The 22,626-nt window shown below is 66.5% G+C and carries 19 protein-coding genes; 18 read left to right on the top strand and 1 reads right to left on the bottom strand.

Going from position 1 to position 22,626, the window contains the following annotated elements; genetic code table 11:
- Window positions 1-41 precede the first annotated feature (41 nt).
- The 18 genes from ACQR1L_RS17285 to lpxB all read left to right on the top strand — a co-directional run bounded on the left by ACQR1L_RS17285 (window position 42) and on the right by lpxB (window position 20,599).
- Window positions 42-2,492, top strand: coding sequence for a caspase family protein (locus ACQR1L_RS17285; RefSeq protein WP_434859133.1), 2,451 nt, complete (start codon window positions 42-44; stop codon window positions 2,490-2,492).
- A gap of 129 nt (window positions 2,493-2,621) precedes the next feature.
- Window positions 2,622-3,968: a S1C family serine protease gene (locus ACQR1L_RS17280; RefSeq protein ID WP_434859132.1), complete on the top strand. Its 1,347-nt coding sequence runs from the start codon at window positions 2,622-2,624 to the stop codon at window positions 3,966-3,968.
- On the top strand, window positions 3,965-4,927 hold the full coding sequence (locus tag ACQR1L_RS17275) for an FHA domain-containing protein (protein ID WP_434859131.1): 963 nt from the start codon (window positions 3,965-3,967) through the stop codon (window positions 4,925-4,927). Before ACQR1L_RS17280 ends, ACQR1L_RS17275 begins: the two co-directional genes overlap by 4 nt.
- Window positions 4,928-5,046: 119 nt before the next feature.
- Window positions 5,047-5,538 (top strand): DUF2846 domain-containing protein, encoded by a 492-nt coding sequence (locus tag ACQR1L_RS17270; protein WP_434859130.1) that lies wholly within the window; start codon window positions 5,047-5,049, stop codon window positions 5,536-5,538.
- Between the two features lie 154 nt (window positions 5,539-5,692).
- The gene (locus tag ACQR1L_RS17265; protein WP_434859129.1) at window positions 5,693-6,682 is read left to right on the top strand and encodes a 30S ribosomal protein S2; all 990 of its coding nucleotides are present in this window, start codon (window positions 5,693-5,695) and stop codon (window positions 6,680-6,682) included.
- A 131-nt stretch (window positions 6,683-6,813) separates the two neighbouring features.
- Window positions 6,814-7,737, top strand: a complete 924-nt coding sequence (gene tsf, locus ACQR1L_RS17260) for a translation elongation factor Ts (protein WP_006611109.1) — start codon at window positions 6,814-6,816, stop codon at window positions 7,735-7,737.
- Window positions 7,738-7,810: 73 nt separating this feature from the next.
- On the top strand, window positions 7,811-8,527 hold the full coding sequence (pyrH, locus tag ACQR1L_RS17255) for a UMP kinase (protein WP_434859128.1): 717 nt from the start codon (window positions 7,811-7,813) through the stop codon (window positions 8,525-8,527).
- A 162-nt stretch (window positions 8,528-8,689) separates the two neighbouring features.
- Window positions 8,690-9,253: a ribosome recycling factor gene (gene frr / locus ACQR1L_RS17250; protein ID WP_434859127.1), complete on the top strand. Its 564-nt coding sequence runs from the start codon at window positions 8,690-8,692 to the stop codon at window positions 9,251-9,253.
- Window positions 9,254-9,264: 11 nt separating this feature from the next.
- The gene (locus ACQR1L_RS17245) at window positions 9,265-10,023 is read left to right on the top strand and encodes an isoprenyl transferase (protein ID WP_434859126.1); all 759 of its coding nucleotides are present in this window, start codon (window positions 9,265-9,267) and stop codon (window positions 10,021-10,023) included.
- The gene (locus ACQR1L_RS17240; RefSeq protein WP_434859125.1) at window positions 10,020-10,880 is read left to right on the top strand and encodes a phosphatidate cytidylyltransferase; all 861 of its coding nucleotides are present in this window, start codon (window positions 10,020-10,022) and stop codon (window positions 10,878-10,880) included. Before ACQR1L_RS17245 ends, ACQR1L_RS17240 begins: the two co-directional genes overlap by 4 nt.
- Before the next feature lie 39 nt (window positions 10,881-10,919).
- Window positions 10,920-12,143 carry a 1-deoxy-D-xylulose-5-phosphate reductoisomerase gene (dxr, locus tag ACQR1L_RS17235; protein WP_434859124.1) on the top strand — a complete coding sequence of 408 codons (1,224 nt, stop codon included), beginning with the start codon at window positions 10,920-10,922 and terminating at the stop codon, window positions 12,141-12,143.
- A gap of 39 nt (window positions 12,144-12,182) precedes the next feature.
- Window positions 12,183-13,334, top strand: coding sequence for an RIP metalloprotease RseP (rseP, locus tag ACQR1L_RS17230; protein ID WP_434859123.1), 1,152 nt, complete (start codon window positions 12,183-12,185; stop codon window positions 13,332-13,334).
- A 174-nt stretch (window positions 13,335-13,508) separates the two neighbouring features.
- Entirely contained in the window at window positions 13,509-16,055 is a 2,547-nt protein-coding gene (gene bamA, locus ACQR1L_RS17225) for an outer membrane protein assembly factor BamA (protein WP_434859122.1), read from the top strand.
- Window positions 16,056-16,175: 120 nt separating this feature from the next.
- The gene (lpxD, locus tag ACQR1L_RS17220; protein ID WP_434859121.1) at window positions 16,176-17,243 is read left to right on the top strand and encodes a UDP-3-O-(3-hydroxymyristoyl)glucosamine N-acyltransferase; all 1,068 of its coding nucleotides are present in this window, start codon (window positions 16,176-16,178) and stop codon (window positions 17,241-17,243) included.
- The gene (gene fabZ, locus ACQR1L_RS17215) at window positions 17,243-17,701 is read left to right on the top strand and encodes a 3-hydroxyacyl-ACP dehydratase FabZ (RefSeq protein WP_434859120.1); all 459 of its coding nucleotides are present in this window, start codon (window positions 17,243-17,245) and stop codon (window positions 17,699-17,701) included. The genes lpxD and fabZ overlap by 1 nt, the downstream gene beginning before the upstream one ends.
- A 37-nt stretch (window positions 17,702-17,738) precedes the next feature.
- Window positions 17,739-18,548, top strand: coding sequence for an acyl-ACP--UDP-N-acetylglucosamine O-acyltransferase (gene lpxA, locus ACQR1L_RS17210; RefSeq protein WP_434859119.1), 810 nt, complete (start codon window positions 17,739-17,741; stop codon window positions 18,546-18,548).
- 3 nt (window positions 18,549-18,551) lie between these two features.
- A complete protein-coding gene (locus ACQR1L_RS17205) occupies window positions 18,552-19,409 on the top strand; it encodes an LpxI family protein (protein WP_434859118.1) in 858 nt (285 codons plus the stop codon).
- Window positions 19,406-20,599 carry a lipid-A-disaccharide synthase gene (gene lpxB / locus ACQR1L_RS17200; RefSeq protein ID WP_434859117.1) on the top strand — a complete coding sequence of 398 codons (1,194 nt, stop codon included), beginning with the start codon at window positions 19,406-19,408 and terminating at the stop codon, window positions 20,597-20,599. Before ACQR1L_RS17205 ends, lpxB begins: the two co-directional genes overlap by 4 nt.
- A gap of 566 nt (window positions 20,600-21,165) precedes the next feature.
- Here lpxB and gltA read toward each other — a convergent pair.
- Window positions 21,166-22,470 carry a citrate synthase gene (gene gltA, locus ACQR1L_RS17195; protein WP_434859116.1) on the bottom strand — a complete coding sequence of 435 codons (1,305 nt, stop codon included), beginning with the start codon at window positions 22,468-22,470 and terminating at the stop codon, window positions 21,166-21,168.
- Window positions 22,471-22,626: the final 156 nt, after the last annotated feature.

Genomic DNA, 22,626 nt, shown 5'->3' with positions numbered 1-22,626 from the left:
GGGGTTGCCTCGAAAGGGTGGGAACAGTGATGCGCGCGGCCATGATCCACTCACGATTCGTCTACTCTGTTTCTCTGTGCCTCGTAGCGATCGCTGCCTGGATCGGCGCCGCTGCGGCGCAGGAGCCTGCAGCCGAAAAGCGCATCGCGCTGGTGATCGGCAACGGCGCTTATGCAAAAGGGCAGCTGGCGACCGCGGCCAACGATGCCGGTCTGATCGCACAGACCTTGCAGGCGGCCGGCTTCGACGTCGTCGGTGCGCGCGATCTCGATGCCGACACGCTGCGCAAGAGCTTCCGCGACTTCATTCACAAGGCCCAGTCGGCCGACAGCAACACGGTCGCGATGGTCTATCTCGCCGGCTACGGCATGCAGCTCGCGGGCGAGAACTACTTCATTCCGGTCGATGCCAATATCGGCAGCGATGTCGATATTCCGACCGAAGGCCTGCGCCTGAGCGACTATGTCCGCCAGCTCGCGGCGACTCCGGTCAAGGCCAGCATCGTCGTGCTCGACGCCGCGCGGCAGCAGCCGTTCATCACCAGCGGTGGGACGATCGCCGGTGGTCTGGCGCTGGTCGAGCCCGACAACAACATGCTGATCGCGTTCAATGCGGCGCCGGGCACGATCGCGCCGAACGAGACCGGCTCCTACGGCCTCTATGCGCAATCGCTGGCGGAGATGATCCGCACCGGCGGGTTGTCGCTGCCGGAGGTGTTCGATCGTCTGCGGCTGCGGGTCAACGAGGCGACCAAGGGCGCCCAGGTGCCGTGGAATGCGCAGAAGATCCAGGCCCCCTTCACCTTCTTCGACCGCGCGCCGGACGCGCCGGCGCCGCAGGCCTCCGCCGAGCAGACCGCCGCGCTGCGCGCGCGGCCGATCCGCGATTTCCCGGTGCAGGAGGCCTACACGGCCGCACTCGAGCGCGACACCCTGCAGGGCTATGAGGACTTCATCGCCGCCTATCCGGACGATCCGCTCGCACGGCGCGTGCGCGCCATCGTCGCGGCGCGCCGCGAGGCCATCACCTGGCGGCGGACCTACCGCGCCGACAGCCCCGAGGCCTATTGGTCGTATCTGCGCCGCTATCCGAATGGCGCGCACGCCGCGGATGCACGCCGGCGCCTGGCGATCTTGTCGTCGCCGCCGGAGCCGCCGGCGACCTTCGCCATGATCGACTACGACGTGCCGCCGCCGCCGCCGGACGAGGTGGTCTATGTCGATCAGCCGGTGCTGCTGTTCTCGGATCCGGAATTCGGCTTCGCACCGCCGCCGCCGCCGCCGGTCTACATCCTGCCGCCGCCGCCGCCGGAGTTCGTTGATCTCCCTCCGCCTTACGCGCCGGTCGGCGTGTTCATCCTGCCGCGACCGGTGTTCGTGCCGATCCCGGTCTACGTCCGGCCGCCGGCGATCGTCGCGCCGCCGCCGAACAACATCATCTATCAGAACATCCACAACACCACGGTCATCAACACGGTCATCAATCGTCCCGTGGTGGCGCCGACGGTGCCGGCCGGTCCGGGTGGTGGACCGGGAGGAGCGCAGCAGGCTGCGACCCCGGTTGTCGCGCCCGCCCTGCCGGCTGCGGCGATGCAGCGCGCTTCGCTGATCCAGCAGGGCAAGGCACCAATTCCCGGCGCGCCGATGGGGCCGGGTGCGCGCGGACCGGGCAACGTGCCTGCCATGGGAGTCGTGCCTGCCATGGGAGTGATGGGGACGACGCCCGCTGCGGTCCCGGGCCGAGCCGGCCCGGACGCGCCCCGTCCAGCAGCCGTTTCACCCAACGCGCTTCCGATTCCTGGGCGCGGCGGTCCTCCGGCGCCGCCATCGGTTCAGGCGCCCAATCCGCGTTTGCCTGCACCTGGATCTGCATCTGCTCCTCAACCGGTGTCGCCGTCTCCGGCGCAGCCTTTGCCAGAGCGGCCTGACCTGCGCGCAAATCGGACGCCGCCGGGTGCGCAGGTTGCGCCGCCCGCACGGCCGGGTGGTCCGCCGCCCGGCCAGGTCGTGCCGTCGACCGCTGCGCGCGGCCCCGACCCGCGTTCGCGCATTCAGCAGGCCGCGCCGCCGCCGAGCGAACGCCGTGCGCCGCCGCCGGCCACCGCGCGCCTGAGCCCGCCGCCGGCGACGGGACGGCCGCAGCCTGCGCCGATGGTCCATGCGGCCCCGCCGCGGCCGATGCCGCCGCCGCAAGCGATGCGTCCGTCGGCTCCGCCGCCGATGGCCCGCCCGGCGCCACCTCCGCAAATGGCGCGTCCTGCGCCGCCGCCGCAGATGGCCCGGCCCGCACCGCCTCCGCCGCAAATGGCCCGCCCTGCGCCGCCGCCACAGATGGCGCGGCCGGCGCCGCCTCCGCCTCCGCCGCAGATGGCGCGTCCGAGCCCGCCGCCGATGGCGATGGCGCGGCCGGCACCGCCCCCGCAGATGGCTAGGCCCGCGGCGCCGCCGCCGCAGGCAGGCAAGCGGTGTCCGCCGAACGTGCCGCATTGCTGAGCGACCGCCGCGCATCGGCGCGGTGGAGTCGCGGTTGCAACGCAGGCCTGTTTTCGATATTGGCCGGTCCGCCGGACACATCGATCATGGGCGCAGGGCGTCGGCCGACGACCTGTTGCGGGGGCATCAGTGATTTCAGCGTATGTTGGACCCGTGCGCGGGCTGCTCCGGCGGAGCGCGATCCTCGCTGCTTTCTGCATCGCTCTCGCCGCGGCCTTCTGCTCGCAAGCTGATGCGCAGGCACTGCCCGGCGCCGAAACCGTGTACGCGTCGGCGCCGCCGCGACTGCTGCAAATTCGCACCTTGCTGGCCGATGCCGGCCGCCAGACCTCGACCGGCTCGGGCTTTCTCGTCTCCGCCGACGGCCTTGCCATCACCAACTATCACGTCGTCTCCGACGCCGCGCTCGAGCCGAAGACCTACCGGCTCGAATATACGGGCGCCGATGGCAGCCAGGGCGCGGTGTCGCTGCTCGCCGTCGATCTGCCGAATGATCTCGCGCTGGTGCGCGTCGACAAGCAGAATGCGCCGTTCTTCTCCTTCGACAAGGCCGCCCTCGACGGCACGCTGCCGAAGGGCGAGCGGCTCTATTCGCTCGGCAACCCGCTCGATCTCGGCTTCACCATCATCGAGGGCACCTACAACGGCCTGGTCGAGCACAGCTACAATGATCACATCCACTTCACCGGCGCGCTCAATCCGGGCATGAGCGGCGGGCCGGCCGTCAATTCACAAGGGCAGGTGGTCGGCATCAACGTCGCGACCCGCCGCGGCGGCCAGCTGATCAGCTTCCTGGTGCCGGCGCGCTTCGCGGCAGCGCTGCTGGCGCGCGGGCAGGATGCCAAGCCGGCACCGGCCGACCTGCGCAAGGACGTGATCGCGCAACTCGCTAGCTGGCGTGGCGCGCTCTACAAATCGCTGAGCGAGGAGGGCTTTCGCGACCGCGTGCTCGGCTCTTATCAGGCGCCGGAAACGCGAGCGGCGTGGTTCGACTGCTGGGCCAGCACCAATGCCAGCGCGTCGCCGAAGCCGCGCGCCAGCATCAATTCCACCAGTTGCAAGGCTGACGCGAGCGTCTATGTCGCCTCCGATCTCAACACCGGCACGGTCGAGGTCACCCATTCCTACGCGAAATCGATCGATCTCAATTCGTTTCAATTCGCAACCGTGCTGACCAGCCTGGCGCAGCCGCGGCTCACGCTCGGGGGCGGCTTCCGCAAATGGTACACGCCGCAGCATTGCCATCAGGATTTCGTCGGCGTCGCGCCGGCGGCGGCGCATCCGCCGCTGCGTGTGCTGTGGTGCGCGCAAGGCTACCGCGAATTCGACGGGCTCTATGACGTCGTCCTGGTTGCCGTCACCCAGGACCATGCCGACGAGGCGCTGGTGTCGCGGCTGAACCTGCAGGCCATCGCCTATGACGATGCCTTGCGGCTCGGCAAGAGCTTTCTCGACCGGCTGCAGGTGGTCCGATGATCTGGGTCGAGATTCTCTCCAAGCACCGCGAGGTGGCCGGCCGCTTCCGCGTCGACGCCGCCGATGTCAGGATCGGTCGCGGCTACGACAACCATGTCATCCTCGACGATCCCTATGTCGCCGCGCGCCACCTGCGCATTTTCCGTGACGATGAGGGACGCCTCGTCGCCGAGGATCTCGGCAGCGCCAACGGGCTCTATCTCGACCGCAGCAAGAGCCGGAAGCCGCAGCTTATCCTCGATGGCAGCCAGCCGATCCGGATCGGACAGACCTGGCTGCGGGTCCGCGACGCCGGTCATGACGTGGAGCCGGAGCGGCTGGCGGGTCGCGAGCGCGGCGTGCTGCCGATCGCTGCCGCGATCGTGCTCGGCCTCGCTTTGCTGGTGATCGACGCGGTCAAGATCTGGCTTGGCCAGACATCCGAGTCGCACCTGTCCGATTATCTCGTGCCGAGCCTCGTCCTGGTCGGGGCCGTGGTGGCCTGGGTCGGCGTCTGGGCGCTGCTGTCGCGCCTGTTCGCGGGGCGCTCGCACTTCCTGCGTCATCTCCTCATCGCGGAGGCGGGCCTTTTCGCGTTCTGGATCTACAGCGAGGCCGGACAATTCGCGTCCTTCGCGCTGACCTGGTCAGCCATCTCGACCTATGGCTACGTCATCGCCTGGATTGTGCTGGCGGCGATCGTCTTCCTGCATGTGCGCGAGGTCGGACGCACGCATCAACTCATCAAGGGGGCGGTCGTCGGCCTGCTGCTCATCGTCGCGATCGCGGTCCAGACGGTGCAGCGCTCGGAGGCCTTCGCCAATTCCGGTCGTGCCGACGTCAGCCAGGTGCTGATGCCGCCGGCCCTGCGCCTGGCACCCGTTCGCGACGATCAGGCCTTCTTCGCTGATATCGCCCGACTGAAGGCGAGGCTGGACGCCGACCGGGCCGAGCTGAAGCCGGCCGGTGTGGAGCGCTGAGCACAGCTGGACTCTCTTCGCTTCCGGAGGTTGAAAACGGCCGAGTTCCCGTCATAGCCTTGGCTCCCGGGGAACTACGGGGGTTTGCAATGAGCAGGCGGGCATTTCTGGGATTGGGGTTGGCGCTTCTGGTATCAGGGTGCCTGACGGGCAAAGAGGGCACCGAATTCGCGGTGGTATCGCAGAAGATCGGGGCGCCGCGCCCGGGCCACTCCCGCATCGTCATCATGAGCCTGAAGGACTCCTGGCTCGACCGGACCAATTGCGACGCCAAGGTCGATGGCGTGGCGCTTCCCCGGCTGCTGCCCGGGACGTACGCCTATGTCGACCGTCCGGCGGGTCCGCACCACGTGGTGGCCACGCAGCTGCTGTTTCCGGGCGAATCCTACCTCGATTTCAGCACCGAGCCCGGAAAGACCTATTTCTACTCGATCCGGCCCAGTGAACGCTCCCGGGCGATGCAGGGCGGCGGCATGGCGTTCGGCCTGCTGGGGGTGGGCGTCATGGCCGCGGCGTCGTCAGGGGCCGACAACAAGGGGCCGGTCGACTTCGTTCCGTTGCAGGAGGGGCAGGCCAAGGCGGCGTTGGCGGAGCTTCTTCAGGCCGAATAGGCCCATTTTCCTTGCGTTGCGCCAAAATCCGGCTATATAGCGCGCCATCTCACACGGAAACTTGGCTCTCCTAGAGGGCGTCCGGTGGCAAGCCGGGCCAAACGGCCCGTTTTTGCTCACGCGTTTCCGGAGGAATCAACCGGAGAATATCCAAATGGCTCTGCCCGACTTCACGATGCGCCAGCTGCTCGAAGCTGGCGTTCACTTTGGTCACCAGTCTCACCGCTGGAATCCGAAAATGGCCGATTTCATTTTCGGGACCCGTAACAACATCCACATCATCGACCTGGCCCAGACCGTGCCGCTCATGCACACGGCGCTGCAGGCCGTCAGCGACACCGTCGCCAAGGGCGGCCGTATCCTGTTCGTCGGCACCAAGCGCCAGGCGCAGGACAACGTTGCCGATGCGGCCAAGCGCTGCGCGCAGTATTTCGTCAATTCGCGCTGGCTCGGCGGCACGCTGACCAACTGGAAGACGATCTCGGCGTCGATCAAGCGCCTCCGTCACCTCGACGAGGTGCTGTCCTCGGGCGAGGCGAACTCCTACACCAAGAAAGAGCGCCTGACCCTGCAGCGCGAGCGCGACAAGCTCGACCGCTCGCTCGGCGGCATCAAGGACATGGGCGGCCTGCCCGACATGATCTTCGTGATCGACACCAACAAGGAAGACATCGCGATCCAGGAGGCCCAGCGCCTCAACATTCCGGTCGCCGCGATCGTCGACACCAACTGCGATCCCAAGGGCATCACCTACGTGGTCCCGGGCAATGACGACGCCGGCCGCGCCATCTCGCTGTATTGCGACCTGATCGCCCGCGCCGCCATCGACGGCATCTCGCGCGCCCAGGGCGAGCTCGGCATCGACGTCGGCGCCTCCGCGGCGCCGCTCGAAGAGGATCTTCCGGCTGCGTCCGCGTCGACCTTCCAGGGTCTGCCCGGTCCGCGCGGCACGGCCGACGACCTCAAGAAGCTCACCGGCGTGTCGGGTGCGATCGAGAAGAAGCTGAACGACCTCGGTATCTTCCATTTCTGGCAGCTTGCCGAGCTCAACCACGACACGGCGCATCAGATCGGCGAAGAAGTCGGTCTGCCGAGCCGGGCCGATGCCTGGGTCGCCCAGGCCAAGTCGCTCGCCGACGCCTAAGACGACACGACACGAATCTGGCCGGCGTCGCACGCCGGCCATCGCGACTGAGATAGGTATCTTTCCTGGCAGCGGACGGCGATGAGCCATCCGCTGCGTCGCGCTTTGGACAGGCAAAAGGACGTTCAACAATGGCGAATATCACCGCAGCGATGGTGAAGGACCTGCGCGAGTCGACCGGCGCGGGCATGATGGATTGCAAGGCCGCGCTCACCGAGAACGGCGGCGACATGCAGGCGGCGCAGGATTGGCTGCGCAAGAAGGGCCTGTCGAAGGCCGCCAAGAAGGCCGGCCGCGTCGCGGCTGAGGGCCTGATCGGCGCGCTGACCTCGGGCAAGAAGGGCGTGGTCGTCGAGGTCAACTCGGAGACCGACTTCGTCGCGCGCAACGAGCACTTCCAGGGCCTGGTCAAGATGATCGCCCAGGTCGCGCTCGACGTCGGTGCAGACGTGGAGAAGATCAAGGCCGCCAAGGTCGGCAGCATCACGGTCGAGGCCGCGATCGCCGATTCGATCGCGACCATCGGTGAGAACCAGACGCTGCGCCGCGCAGCCGCGCTCGAAGTGAGCGAAGGCGTGGTGTCGAGCTACGTGCATGGCGCCGTCGTCGAGGGCGCGGGCAAGCTCGGCGTGATCGTGGCGCTGGAGTCGCCGGGCAAGACCGACGAGCTTGCGGTGCTCGGCCGTCAGCTCGCGATGCATGTGGCCGCTGCCAACCCGCAGGCGATCGATGCCGCCGGTCTCGATCCGGAACTCGTCAAGCGCGAGAAGGACGTGCTCGCCGACAAGTATCGTCAGCAGGGCAAGCCGGAAAACGTGATCGAGAAGATCGTCGAGTCTGGCCTGAAGACCTACTACAAGGAAGTCACCCTGCTCGAGCAGGCCTTCATTCACGACAGCGGCAAGTCGGTCGCGCAGGCGCTGAAGGAAGCCGAAGGCAAGGTCGGCGGTCCGATCAAGGTGGCCGGTTTCGTCCGCTATGCTCTCGGTGAGGGCATCGAGAAGGAAGAGACCGACTTCGCCGCCGAAGTCGCCGCCGCCAGCGGCAAGAAGTAACGACGAAGACAGTTACGATCCGGCGCGGTCTTCGCGCCGGATCTCAACGCGCGGGATAGGGACATGTTGGCACATGGCTGAGCCGGTCTATCGTCGCGTCGTGGTCAAGCTGTCGGGCGAATATCTCGCCGGCCCGCATTCATTCGGCATCGACCAGCCGACCGTCGATCGCATCGCCGACGACCTCATCGCCGCCCAGAAACTCGGAATCGAGATCGCCGTCGTCGTCGGCGGCGGCAACATGGTGCGCGGCGTCGAAGTGTCGTCGCAGGGCGTGTCGCGCGCGACCGGCGACACCATGGGCATGCTCGCCACTGTGATGAACTGCCTCGCCTTGGAGGCGGCGATCCAGCGCAAGGGCAGCCCGGCGCTGGCACTGTCCGCCTTCGTGATGCCGGAGGTCTGCGAGCTGTTCACCCGCGCTGCGGCGCACAAGGCGCTGGCCGACGGGCGCATCGTCGTGCTCGGCGGCGGCACCGGCAACCCCTATTTCACCACCGACACCACCGCCGTGCTGCGGGCCGCCGAGATCGGGGCTCAGGCCGTCCTCAAGGCCACCAATGTCGATGGCGTCTATAGCGCCGATCCGAAGAAGGATCCGGCCGCCAAGCGCTTCGACCGGCTGACCCATTCCCAGGCCATCGAAGGCGGCTACAAGGTCATGGATGCGACGGCATTCGCGCTTGCCCGCGAAACGTCGCTGCCTATCATTGTGTTCTCGATTGCCGAACCCGGCGCGATCGGCGCGATGCTGCAGGGCAAAGGGCGCGGTACCATCGTCGCGGGGTGATCCGCGGCACCGTCGGCGGCCGGTGTTGGACCGGCTCCGTGCCTGCGGTAGAAGCGTAAGCGACACAGGAATTCGTCCGGGAGCAGTCGAGTCCAGCCGATGGCCTTTCAAGGCGCGGCCGAACCGGCTGAAGGGCCCGGGGTTGCAGGAAAGGAAAGCGTGATGACCACGGGCAATTTCGATCTCAACGACCTGAAGCGCCGCATGCAGGGCGCAACCCAGGCGCTGAAGCACGAGCTCGGCGGCCTGCGCACCGGCCGCGCGTCGGCATCGATGGTCGAGCCGGTCCAGGTCGAGGCTTATGGCTCGCATATGCCGCTCAACCAGCTCGCCACCGTCTCGGTGCCCGAGCCGCGCCTGCTGTCGGTGCAGGTCTGGGACCGCAGCATGGTCAAGGCGGTCGAGAAAGCCATCGTCGACTCCAACCTCGGCCTGTCGCCGGCCACCGAAGGCCAGGTGATCAGGCTGCGCATTCCCGAGCTCAACCAGGAGCGCCGCAAGGAACTGGTCAAGGTCGCGCACAAATATGCGGAAGCTGCGCGCGTCGCCGTCCGCCATGTCCGCCGCGACGGGCTCGACACGGTGAAGAAGCTCGAGAAGAATCACGAGATCTCCGAGGATGACCAGGAGCGCATCGCCAACGACATTCAGAAGGCGACCGATAGCGTGATCTCGGAGATCGACCAGCTGCTGGCGGCGAAGGAAAAGGAAATCCTCACCGTCTAAGGAAACGTTCGATGTCCAATGCCGCGGCCCCGGTGACGGAGACGCCGGATCGCTCCGACGGTCCGGCCCATGTTGCCATCATCATGGATGGCAACGGCCGCTGGGCTGCGGCACGCGGCCTGCCGCGCGCCGAAGGGCATCGCCGCGGCGTCGAGGCGTTGCGCCGCGTCGTGCGCGCCTGCGATGAGCTCGGCATCCGCTATCTCACGATTTTCTCGTTCTCCTCCGAGAACTGGTCGCGGCCCGCGAGCGAGATCGGCGACCTGTTCGGCCTGCTGCGCCGCTTCATCCGCAACGATCTCGCCACCCTGCATCGCGACGGCGTGCGCGTGCGGGTGATCGGCGAGCGCGGCGGTCTCGAGCCGGACATCTGCGCGCTGCTCGGCGAGGCCGAGGAGCTGACGCGCGCCAATACCAAGCTCACGCTGGTGGTGGCGTTCAACTACGGCTCCCGCCAGGAAATCGCGCGCGCCGCCCAACGGCTGGCGCGCGAGGTGGCCGAGGGCCGGCGCGATCCGGCCTCGATCGATGCCGATGCGATCGGCGCCCATCTCGACGCCCCCGACATTCCCGATCCCGACCTGATCATCCGCACCAGCGGCGAGCAGCGGCTGTCCAACTTCCTGATGTGGCAGGCGGCCTATAGCGAGCTGGTGTTCGTGCCCATCCATTGGCCGGATTTCGACAAGGCCGCGCTCGAAGGCGCGATTGCCGAGTTCGGCCGGCGTGAACGCCGCTTCGGCGGCCTCGTGGCGAAAACCGCCTCGTGAGCAAACCCGACACCGCAGCCGTGGGTGATGCCGCCGCGCCGCCGAAGAAGGCTGCGCCGAGCAACCTTATGCTGCGCATCGCCGCCGCCCTGGTGCTGGTGCCTCTCGCGCTCGGCGCGGCCTATGCCGGCGGGATGTTCTGGACCGCCTTGGTCACGGTCGTCGCGGTCGGGCTGTATCTCGAATGGCTGATGGTGGTCGGCGAGGTCCGCACCGCCAGCGTCGGCACCTTGGGCGCGCTGGCGATCGCCATCGCAGGACTTTGCTGTGCATTCGGGCTGATCGACTTTGCCGTGGCCGTGCTGGCGCTTGGCCTCGTTGCGGTGGCCGTTCTCGCCGCCGGCCGCCGGCTCTGGGCAGCGGCCGGCTTCGTCTATGCCGCCGGCGCCGAACTCGCCTCCGTGCTGGTGCGGTTCGATCAGCAGCAGGGCTGGCACGCGCTGGTGCTGGTGTTTCTCGTCGTCTGGGCCAGCGACATCGGCGGCTATGTCGCCGGACGCGGCATCGGCGGACCCAAGCTTGCGCCGCGCATCAGCCCCAACAAGACCTGGGCGGGCGCGATCGGCGGCTTCGGCGCCAGTCTCGTCGCCGCTGCGGGCTGGTCCCTGGCGGGTGGCAGCCTGCTCGCGATGCTGGCGATGGCCGCGGTGCTGTCGGTGGTGTCGCAACTCGGCGACCTCGCCGAGTCCGCGGTCAAGCGGCACTTCGGCGTCAAGGACTCCAGTCACATCATTCCCGGCCATGGCGGCCTACTGGACCGCCTGGATGGCTATGTCGCGGCGATCGTCTTTGCGGCGCTGCTCGGTTTGCTGCGCGGCGGCCTCGACGGGGTCGGCCGCGGTGTTTTGGTTTGGTGACGGGCAGCATCGCTGCCGGTCAAGATGTTTGGTGAGATCATGAGCGCAGTGCCATTGCGGAACAACAAGGCCGAAACGACTGACGTGCGCAGCATCACCGTGCTCGGCGCCACCGGCTCGATCGGCGATTCGACCATGGACCTGCTGCGCGGCGCGCCGGAGCGCTATCGGGTGGAGGCGCTGACCGGCAACAGCAACATCGAGGGGCTCGCCAAGCTCGCCCGCGAGTTCAACCCGCGCTTCGTTGCCGTCGCCGATCCCGCCCGGCTCGGAGAGCTGCGCGAGGCGCTGGCCGGCACCGGCATCGCCTGCGGGGCAGGGGAGAGCGCGATCATCGAGGCCGGCGCGCGGCCGGCCGACTGGGTCATGGCCGCCGTGTCCGGCGCGGCCGGCCTGAAGCCGGCGCTGGCGGCGGTCGACCGCGGCGCCACCGTTGCGCTCGCCAACAAGGAATGCCTCGTCTGCGCCGGCGATTTCTTCATGCAGCGGGCTGCCCAGGCAGGCGCCTGCATCCTGCCGGCCGATTCCGAGCACAACGCGCTGTTCCAGGCGCTGTCATCCGGAAACCGGGAAGAGCTGCTGCGCGTGATCATCACCGCCTCCGGCGGTCCGTTCCGCACCTGGGCCGCCGCCGACATCGAGCAGGCGACCCTGGCGCAGGCGCTCAAGCATCCGAACTGGAGCATGGGCCAGAAGATCACGATCGATTCGGCCTCGATGATGAACAAGGGCCTCGAGGTGATCGAGGCGTCCTATCTGTTCGCGCTGGCGCCGGACGAGATCGATGTGCTGGTGCATCCGCAATCGATCGTCCACGGCATGGTCGAGTTTTCCGACCGCTCGGTCGTGGCCCAGCTCGGCGCCCCCGACATGCGGATCCCGATCGCCCATTGCCTGGGCTGGCCGGAGCGCATCAAGGGCCCCTCGGCGCGGCTCGACCTCGCCAAGATCGGGACCCTGACCTTCGAGGCGCCGGACTTCGAGCGGTTCCCCGGCCTGCGGCTGGCCTACGACTCGCTGCGCGCCGGCCACGGCGCGACCACCGTGTTCAATGCGGCGAACGAGGTGGCCGTGGCGGCCTTCATCGCCGGCCAGATCCGCTTCGGCGCGATCGCCCGCCTGGTCGAGGCGACGCTCGAGAGTTGGACCCGTTCAGGTAATTTGGCACCGCTGACGTCGGCGGATGATGCCATCGCCATTGACCATGATGCGCGAAAAAGGGCGGCTAGCCTCTTGCCTCAAATCGCCGCAAAAGCATCTTAAAGGGTTGGACGGGCCCTCGGCCCATCGGGAAGGTCATCGATGTCCGAATTTTTCCACCATATTTTCAATACGTTGAGCAACGGCCTTCTCGGCTACATCGTCCCCTTCCTGTTCGTGCTGACGATCGTCGTGTTCTTCCACGAGCTCGGCCACTTCCTGATCGCCCGCTGGGCCGGCGTGAAGGTCTTAACGTTTTCGCTCGGATTTGGTCCCGAACTGATCGGCTTCAACGATCGCCACAACACCCGCTGGAAGATCTCCGCGATCCCGCTCGGCGGTTACGTGAAGTTCTTCGGCGACGAATCCGAGGCCTCGACCCCCTCGGCCGAGGCGCTGGCCAAGATGACGGCCGCCGAGCGCGCCGACAGCTTCCATCACAAGACGGTCGGCCAGCGTGCCGCCATCGTCGCGGCCGGCCCGATTGCCAATTTCATTCTCGCCGTGATCATCTTTGCCGGCATGGCACTGTATTTCGGCAAGCCGAACACGACCCCGCGGGTCGATGCGGTCCAGCCGGACAGCGTTGCGGCTCAGGCCGGCTTCAAGGATGGCGACGTGATCGCGGCCATCGACGGCCGGCCGATCGAGACCTTCGCCGATATGCAGCGGGTCGTCTCGGTGAGCGCCGGGACGGAACTCAACTTCCTGATCAAGCGCAACGGCTCGGAATTGACCCTGAAGGCGACCCCGGCGCTGAAGGAGGTCAAGGACCTGTTCGGCAATGCCCACCGAATCGGCGTCCTCGGCATCCAGTACAACGCCAAGCCGGACGAATCGCGCTCGATCCCGGTCGGGTTCCTCGAATCGATCAAGATCGGCTTCGAGCAGGTCTGGTTCATCATCGCCACAACCTTCAAGTTCATCGCCTCGCTGTTCGCGGGAGCGGGGAGTGCCGGCGATGTCGGCGGCCCGATCCGAATCGCGCAGCTCTCGGGGCAGGCGGCGAGCCTCGGCTTCCAGTTCGTCGTTCAGCTCTGCGCCACGCTCTCGGTGTCCATCGGGCTCCTGAACCTGTTCCCGGTTCCTCTGCTCGATGGCGGACACCTGTTGTTTTACGGGGTCGAGGCGGTCCGCGGACGGCCGCTGTCGGAGCGGGCCCAGGAGATGGGGTTCCGAATCGGCCTGGGGCTGGTTCTCATGCTGATGGTCTTCGCAACCTATAACGACATCCTGCATCTCGCCGGCTCCTGAAGGCGGCTTTTTTACGACGTGGCGGATAGGCAACGTTTTGAAACGAATTTGAAAATTCAGAGAGATCCGGCGTTTGCCGTCGGGTCCAAATTGGCTACAAGCGAACGACAAATGGGAATCTGTCGGTTTGGTAGGGGTACCGAACCGGCCACGGAATATAAGGGCGCGTAGCGCATGAAGTTCGGATTGCGGGTGCGGGGGGGCTTGGCGGCCGCCTTTATCATGTTCGCCGTTCCGGTGGCTTTGCCGCTGGCGAGCGTGGTCGGGTCGTCGCCAGCTGCGGCTCAGACGGTCAACTCGATCGAAGTGGTGGGCAACCGCCGCGTCGAGCTGGAGACCATCCGCTCCTACTTCAAGCCCGGCCCTGGCGGCGTCCTCGACGCCGGCCGGGTCGACGACGGCCTCAAGGCGCTGATCGAGACCGGCCTTTTCTCCGATGTGAGGATCAATCGCCAGGGTGGGCGGCTGATCGTCAGCGTCGTCGAGAACCCGGTCATTGGCCGCGTCGCCTTCGAGGGCAACAAGAAGGTCAAGGACGAGCAGCTGCAGGCCGAGGTGCAGTCGAAGCCGCGCGGCACGCTGTCGAAGCCGATGGTGCAGTCCGATGCGCAGCGCATCGCCGAGATCTATCGCCGCTCCGGCCGTTATGACGTGCGTGTCACGCCGGAATTCATCGAGCAGCCGAACAACCGCGTCGACCTGATCTTCACGATCGAGGAAGGCGCGAAGACCGGCGTGAAGTCGATCGAGTTCGTCGGCAACACTGCCTTCTCGTCCTACCGCCTGAAGGACGTCATCAAGACCCGCGAAACCAACCTGCTCAGCTTCCTGGGTTCGGGCGACGTCTACGATCCGGACCGCGTCGAGGCCGATCGCGACCTGATTCGCCGCTTCTATCTGAAGAACGGCTATGCCGACGTGCAGGTGGTCGCCGCGCTCAGCGAGTACGATCCCGAGCGCAAGGGCTTCATGGTCACCTTCAAGATCGAGGAAGGCCAGCAGTACCGGGTCGGTTCGGTCGACTTCCAGTCGTCGATCGCGAATTTCGATGCCAACACCCTGCGCGGCTATTCCCGCGTCGGCGTCGGCTCGCTCTACAACGTCGAGAACGTCGAGAAGTCGGTCGAGGAGATGCAGATCGAGGCCTCGCGGCGCGGTTACGCGTTCGCGGTGGTCCGTCCGCGCGGCGACCGTAATTTCGAGGCGCATACCGTGTCGGTGGTGTTCGCCGTCGACGAGGGCCCGCGCACCTACATCGAGCGCATCAACATCCGCGGCAACACCCGCACCCGTGACTACGTCATTCGCCGCGAGTTCGACATCTCCGAGGGCGATGCCTACAACCGCGCCCTGGTCGACCGTGCCGAGCGCCGCCTGAAGAACCTCGACTTCTTCAAGGACGTGAAGATCACCACCGAGCCGGGCTCGTCGAGCGACCGCGTCGTCCTGAACGTCCTTCTGGAAGAAAAGTCGACCGGCGACTTCTCGATCTCGGGCGGCTACTCGACCACCGACGGCGCGCTGGCCGAGGTCTCGATCTCCGAGCGCAACTTCCTCGGCCGCGGCCTGTTCGCCAAGGCGTCGGTGACCTACGGCCAGTTCGCCCGCGGCTACTCGCTGTCCTTCGTCGAGCCGTATCTTCTCGACTACCGCGTCGCGCTGGGTCTCGACCTCTATCAGCGCCAGCAGCTCGCCAACAACTTCATCTCCTACGGCACCAAGACGCTCGGCTTCAGCCCGCGCCTCGGCTTCCAGCTGCGTGAAGACCTGTCGCTGCAGCTGCGCTACTCGATCTACCGCCAGGAGATCTCGCTGCCGACGACGCTGTCCGACTGTAACAACATCGCGGCCGGCACCATGATCGGCAACCGCTTCGTGCCGTTCAACCCGACGCCTGCCTTCATCAACGCCAATGGCGGTGTCGATCCGACCGGCAACAACGGTCTGGGCTGCTTCGCCAATGGCGAGGCGTCGCTCCCGGTCCGCCAGGAGCTGGCGAACGGCAAGACGCTGACCTCGGCGCTCGGCTACACGCTGAACTACAACACGCTCGACAACAACAAGAACCCCACCGACGGCCTGCTGGTCGACTTCAAGCAGGACTTCGCGGGTGTTGGCGGCGACGTGTCCTACCTGAAGACGGCGTTCGATGCGAAGTACTTCACCCCGCTGGTGTCGGACATCGTCAGCATCGTCCACCTCCAGGGCGGCATTCTGAACAAGATCGGCAACACGCAGCTGCGCATGCTCGATCACTTCCAGATGGGTCCGAACCTGGTTCGCGGCTTCGCTCCGAACGGTATTGGTCCGCGTGACATCAATCCCTTCGGTACCCAGGACGCCCTTGGCGGCACCAAGTACTGGGGCGCTTCGCTCGAACTGCAGATGCCGTTCTGGTTCCTGCCCAAGGAGACTGGTCTGAAGGGTGCGGTTTACGCCGATGCCGGCGGCCTGTGGGGCTATCAGGGCCCGACGTCCTGGGCCCAGACGGGTGAGGTCAACGTCGCTGGATGCCGGGCGCCGACGCGCAATCCGAACAATGCCGGCACCTGCCTTGGCCTGCAGTTCAACGACCAGAACACGGTTCGGACCTCGGTCGGTGTCGGTCTGGTGTGGGCGTCGCCGTTCGGTCCGCTGCGCTTCGACTACGCGATCCCGCTCACCAAGGGGCAGTTCGACCGCACGCAGGAATTCCGCTTCGGTGGTGGCACGAGCTTCTAAGCCAGCCGTTCCGGCCAATTCCGGGTTGGCTTGAGCCACCCCGGACGGTGTAAGAGATGGGAGCTCGGTTCCGGGAGGCCGGAGCCGGGCTCTGACTTTTTGTCCTGAGAGTGCGACCGAATGGGCCAGCCGACCTTCTTCCAATCCCCGCCGCGGACCACCCTGGCGGCGATCGCCACTGCGGCCAAGGCCACCCTGGTCGATCCGTCGCGTGGGGAGCAGGTGATCAAGGGGCTGGCGTCGCTCGACGAAGCCGGTCCGATGCACCTGGCGTTCTTCGACAATCTCAAATACGCCGACCAGCTCGCCGCGACGAAGGCGGGGGCCTGCCTGGTCAGCCCACGGTTCGAGGCACGCGTGCCGCCGCATGTCGCCGTTCTCCGCGCCAACCAGCCGTTCCGCGCCTTCGTGCAACTCGCGCGCGAGATGCACGGCGATGCGCTGCGTCCGCAATCCTGGTTCGGTTGCGAGGGCATCTCGCCCCAGGCGATCATCGATCCCACCGCGCGGCTGGAGGACGACGTCATCGTCGAGCCGCTCGCCGTGATCGGCGCCCATGTCGAGATCGGCTCCGGCACCATCGTCGGCGCCGGCGCCGTGATCGGCCCGCACGTCAAGATCGGCCGCGACTGTAATGTCGGCGCCCGGACCGTGATCCAATGCGCCCTGATCGGCAATGACGTGCTGATCCATCCCGGCTGCAGCATCGGCCAGGACGGCTACGGCTTCATCTTCTTCGGAGCGGACGGGCACACCAAGGTGCCGCAGACCGGCCGGGTGCTGATCCAGAATCATGTCGAGGTCGGCGCCGGCACGACCATCGACCGCGGCAGCCTGCGCGACACGGTGATCGGCGAGGGCACCAAAATCGACAACCAGGTTCAGATCGGCCACAATGTCACGATCGGCCGGCATTGCCTGCTGGCGGCCCAGATCGGGCTGGCAGGAAGCCTCACGATCGGCGACAACGTCGCGCTCGGGGCAAAGGTGGGCATCAACAATCACCTGACGATCGGCGATGGCGCCCAGGTGACCGCGATGAGCGGCGTCAAGGACGACATTCCGCCGAACGGCCGGTGGGGCGGCTTCTTTGCCAAGCCGACCAAGCAGTGGTTCCGCGAGATCGTCGCCGTGGAACGGCTGGTGCGTGATCAGACCGCGACGAAAAAGGACGAAGGACAGGAGTGATGGAGGAGTCACCCATCAGGTTTGCGGACATCGACATCAACGAGATCTTGAAGACGCTGCCGCACCGTAACCCGTTTCTCCTGATCGACCGCGTGAAGAACATCCGCGCCGACTACAGCGGCATCGGCGTCAAGAACGTCTCGTTCAATGAGCCGTGCTTCCAGGGCCACTTCCCGGAGCGGCCGGTCTATCCGGGCGTGCTGATGATCGAGGGCATGGCGCAGACCGCGGGCGTGATCGGCATCAAATCGGTCGAGGGCACGGAAAAGCCGCGCGCGGTGTATTTCCTCACCATCGACAAGTGCAAGTTCCGCAAGCCGGTGCTGCCCGGCCAGACCATCGAGTACCACATGCGCTCGATCGGACGGCGCAAGACGATGTGGTGGTTCCATGGCGACGCCAAGGTCGACGGCATGGTCGTCGCGGAAGCCGACGTCGGCGCGATGCTGACCGACTGACGTTGCGGGTTGCAGGTAGAGAGTTGATTGCGTCGAGATGAGCAAGATTGATCCCACCGCGCGCGTCGAGGACGGCGCCGTCATCGGCGAGGGCACGGTCATCGGCCCGTACTGCATCGTCGGTCCGAACGTCGTGATCGGGGCGAACTGCAAGCTGATCAGCCACGTCCAGATCATGGGCCACACCACGCTCGGCGACGACAACGTCATTTCGCCGTTCGTCGTGCTCGGCGGTGCGCCGCAGGATCTCAGCTATCGCGGCGAGCCGCACCGGCTCGAGATCGGCTCCGGCTGCACCTTCCGCGAGGGCGTGACGATGAACATCGGCACGACCAAGGGCGGCGGCCTGACGAGGATCGGCAATGGCGGGTTCTTCATGAACAACGCGCATGTCGCCCATGACTGCGTGGTCGGCAACAACGTGATCTTCGCGACGTCGGCGACGCTCGGCGGCCATGTCGAGGTCGGTGACGCTGTCTATATCGGCGGCCTCTCGGCTGTGCATCAGTTCACCCGCATCGGCCATGGCGTGATGGTCGGCGGCGTCTGCGGCGTGCGCGGCGACATCATTCCTTATGGCCTCGTCAACGGCCAGTATGCCGCGCTCGAAGGCCTGAACGTCATCGGCATGAAGCGCCGCAAGTTCACCCGCGAGCGCCTGGCCGCCGTCCGCGCCTTCTATCAGAAGCTGTTCCATGGCCCCGGCGTGTTCGCCGATCGCCTGGCGGGCGTGCGTCCGCTCGCCGGAGAGGACCCTGCGATCGCCGAGATCCTGGCCTTCATCGACGGCAGCCGTCACCGCGCGCTGTGCCTGCCCGAGAGCGGCAGGCCTGCCGCCGAGCACTGAGCCATGGGCGCGCCGGCCGCAGACACCGCCCCTCCGATCGGCCTGATCGCTGCGGGCGGCGTGCTGCCGTTCGCCGTGGCCGACGCGGTCGTCGCGCGCGGTCAGACGCCGGTGCTGTTCGCGCTGAAGGGCATCTGCGATCCCAAGCCGCTGGCGCGCTTCCGCCATCACTGGATCGGCCTCGGCCAGCTCGGCAACGCGCTGAAGCTCCTGAAGACCGAAGGCGTCCGCGACCTGATGTTCATCGGCAACTTGGTACGCCCGGCGGTGTCGGAGATCCGCTTCGACTGGGGCACCTTGCGCGAGCTGCCCTACATCTGGTCGGCCTTCCGCGGCGGCGATGATCATCTGCTGTCGGGGGTGGGGCGCATCTTCGAGCGCCACGGCTTCCACATGGTCGGCGTCAAGGATATCGCGCCGAATCTCCTGGTCCCCGAGGGCCGGCTGACGCGCAACGCGCCGAACGATCTGGTCCGCGACGATATCGCCAAGGGGCTTGCCGTGCTCAAGGCGATGGCGCCGTTCGATGTCGGGCAGGCGGTGGTGGTGATCGACGGCCACGTCGTGGCGCTCGAGGACATCGAGGGCACCGACGGGCTGCTGGCCCGCGTGGCCCGGCTGCGTGCCAACAGGCGCATCCGCGCCGCCGCCGGGCGCGGCGTGCTGGTGAAGGCGCCCAAAGCCGGCCAGGACCTGCGTTACGATCTGCCGACCATTGGTCCGCGCACGGTGGAAGGACTGTCCGCCGCCGGCCTTGCCGGTGTCGCCGTCGCAGCGGCCTACACGCTATTGGCCGATCCGCAGGAGACCGTGGAAGCCGCCGACCGCGCCGGTGTGTTCATCACGGGCGTCACCGCGTGACGCCGCCGTCGGCAGGCCGGGCCGTCCGCAGGATCTGCCTGGTCGCGACCGAAGAGTCCGGTGACCGGCTCGGCACCAGCCTGATGAAGGTGCTGCGCCAGCGGCTCGGCGACAGCGTCGAATTCTCCGGCGTCGGCGGCCGCGGCATGATCGGCGAGGGGCTGTCCTCGCTGTTTCCGATCGAGGAGCTCTCGATCGTCGGCTTCACGGCCGTCATCAAGCAGCTGCCGAAGATCCTGCGCCTGCTCCGGCAGACGGTGGACGCCGTCGTGGCGAGCCAGCCCGATGTCCTTGTCATCATCGACAGCCCGGATTTCACCCAACGCGTGGCGAAGCGCGTCCACGCCCGCGATCCCGCCATTCCGATCGTGAACTACGTGGCGCCGACCGTGTGGGCCTGGCGTCCCGGCCGTGCGCGCGCCATGCACGGCTATATCGACCACGTGCTCGGCCTGCTGCCGTTCGAGCCCGAGGCGTTTCAGAGGTTGGGCGGTCCGCCCTGCAGCTATGTCGGCCATCCCTTGATCGAGCAATTGTCGAGCTTGCGTCCGAACGCCGAGGAGCAGGCGCGGCGCGATGGCAAGCCGCCGCTGCTGCTGGTGCTGCCCGGCAGCCGTCGCAGCGAGGTCGCGCGCCACATGGCGGTGTTCGGCGAGACGCTGTCGCGCCTGCAGGCGCAAGGCATTGCGTTCGAAGCAGTGCTGCCGACGACGCAGCATCTGGAGGCCGCCGTCAGGGCAGGGGTTGCAAGCTGGCCGGTGACGCCGACCATCGTGACTGGCGAAGCCGAGAAACGCGCCGCCTTCAGAAGCGCCCATGCGGCGCTCGCGAAGTCGGGAACGGTGACGCTGGAGCTCGCGCTGTCAGGTGTTCCGATGGTCACGGCCTATCGCGTGGGCGAGGTCGAAGCCTTCATTCTCAGACGAGTCGTCAACGTGCAGTCCGTGATCCTTGCCAACCTGGTGATCGGCGAGAATGTGATCCCGGAATATCTGCAGGAGGCCTGCACGGCCGACAACCTCGCGCCGGTGCTGGTGGATCTTTTGAACGGCGGGCCGATCCGCACGCGCCAGGTCGAGGCCTTCAATCGCCTCGACGGCATCATGGCGACAGGCGCGGCCTCGCCGAGCGAACGCGCGGCGGACATCGTGCTGGCGACGATGCGCGGGGGACGGCAGGTGACGTCCTAATTAGTAATGAAAGCGTAGGGTGGGCAAAGGCGCCGCCGTGCTCTCTCGACATGTGAGATCTCGGTGGCGCCGTGCCCACCGTCTTGCGGCAAAATCCGCTGCACGACGGTGGGCACGCTGCCGCCTCGCGGCGGCTGCTTTCCCCACCCTACGGCTCCTCATAAGTTGTCGCGCATGCGTACCTGACATTTCGTAGCCCGGGTGAGCGAAGCGACATCCGGGTGTCCGCGGGCAGCGGTGACTAATCAGTGTCCTTGCGCGGCCCTGGATTGCTTCGCTGCGCTCGCAATGACGCGGATGCAGAATGCGCGTCCAACTCATGCCGTTGTCGCGGAACCACTGAATCGTAGCGTCTGGGGCCGTCGCTCACCCCGTTTCATTGTTGTCTTGCGCCTCTCTCGCCCCCGTCATTGCGAGCGTAGCGAAGCAATCCAGAAATTTTTCCGCGACAAGACTCTGCAATGCTTCGCTGCGATCGCAATGCTACGCGGGCTTCAGCCGCAATAGAAAAGGCCCATCCAGCGTACCGGACGGGCCTCTCATCGTTCATCTGTTGCTGGCTACGATCAGCTGCGCTTGTCCATGTCGACGTAGTTGCGCGTCGTGACGCCGGTGTAGAGCTGGCGCGGGCGGCCGATCTTCTGCTGCGGGTCCTCGATCATCTCGCTCCACTGGCTGATCCAGCCGACAGTGCGGGCGACGGCGAACAGCACGGTGAACATCGACACCGGGAAGCCCATCGCCTTCAGCGTGATGCCCGAATAGAAGTCGACGTTCGGGTACAGCTTGCGGTCGATGAAGTACTGATCGCTGAGCGCGATCTTCTCGAGCTCCATCGCGACCTTCAGCATCTGGTCGTCGGCGTGGCCCGTCTCCTTGAGCACCGCGTGACACATCTTCTGCATGATCTTGGCGCGCGGGTCGTAGTTCTTGTAGACGCGATGGCCGAAGCCCATCAGGCGCACGTCGCTGTTCTTGTCCTTCACCTTGGCGATGAAGTCCGGAATCTTGTCGACGGTGCCGATCTCGGCCAGCATGTTCAGCGCCGCCTCGTTGGCGCCGCCATGCGCCGGACCCCACAGGCAGGCGATGCCGGCGGCGATGCAGGCGAACGGGTTGGCGCCCGAGGAGCCGGCGATGCGCACCGTCGAGGTCGAGGCGTTCTGCTCGTGGTCGGCGTGCAGGATGAAGATCTTGTCGAGCGCGTCGGCGAGGACCGGGTTCGGCTTGTACTCCTCGCACGGCACCGCGAAGCACATGTGCAGGAAGTTCTCGGCGAAGGACAGCGAGTTCTTCGGATACACGAAAGGCTGGCCGATCGTGTATTTGTAGGCCATCGCCGCCAGCGTCGGGATCTTCGCGATCATCCGCATCGACGCGATCATGCGCTGCTTCGGATCGTTGATGTCGGTCGAGTCGTGGTAGAACGCGGCGAGCGCGCCCACCGAGGCGACCATGACGGCCATCGGATGCGCGTCGCGGCGGAAGCCGTGGAAGAAGCGCGACATCTGCTCGTGCACCATCGTGTGATGGGTCACGCGATAGTCGAAGTCCTTCTTCTGCGCGGCGGTCGGGAGCTCCCCGTAGAGCAGGAGATAGCAGGTCTCGAGGAAGTCGCCTTTCTCGGCGAGCTGCTCGATCGGGTAGCCGCGGTATTCCAGCACGCCGGCGTCGCCGTCGATATAGGTGATCTTCGACTGGCAGCTGCCGGTGGAGGTGAAGCCGGGGTCATAGGTGAACATCCCGGTCTGGGCGTAGAGCTTGCCGATGTCGATGACGTCGGGGCCCACCGTGCCGCTCAGGATCGGAAGATCGAAATTCTTGTTGCCGACGGTGAGGGTCGCGGTCTTGCTAGCGGATTTTGCGTCCATCGTTTGTCCCCGATGAGATCGTTAGGCTGATCGTTAGTCTTGGCCCTTGTTCTTTGTGAGAGATGGCAGGGCGGGTGGACTTTATCCAGTGCGGTGGTTCTGGCATTCGCTTCAGGTCGCGGCGAGTCTTGCGCGAAGTGCTTAAGCGAAGGTCAA

The organism is Bradyrhizobium sp. HKCCYLR20261 (assembly GCF_051168435.1).
GTDB lineage: Bacteria > Pseudomonadota > Alphaproteobacteria > Rhizobiales > Xanthobacteraceae > Bradyrhizobium.
This window is presented reverse-complemented; position numbering and strand designations above follow the sequence as displayed.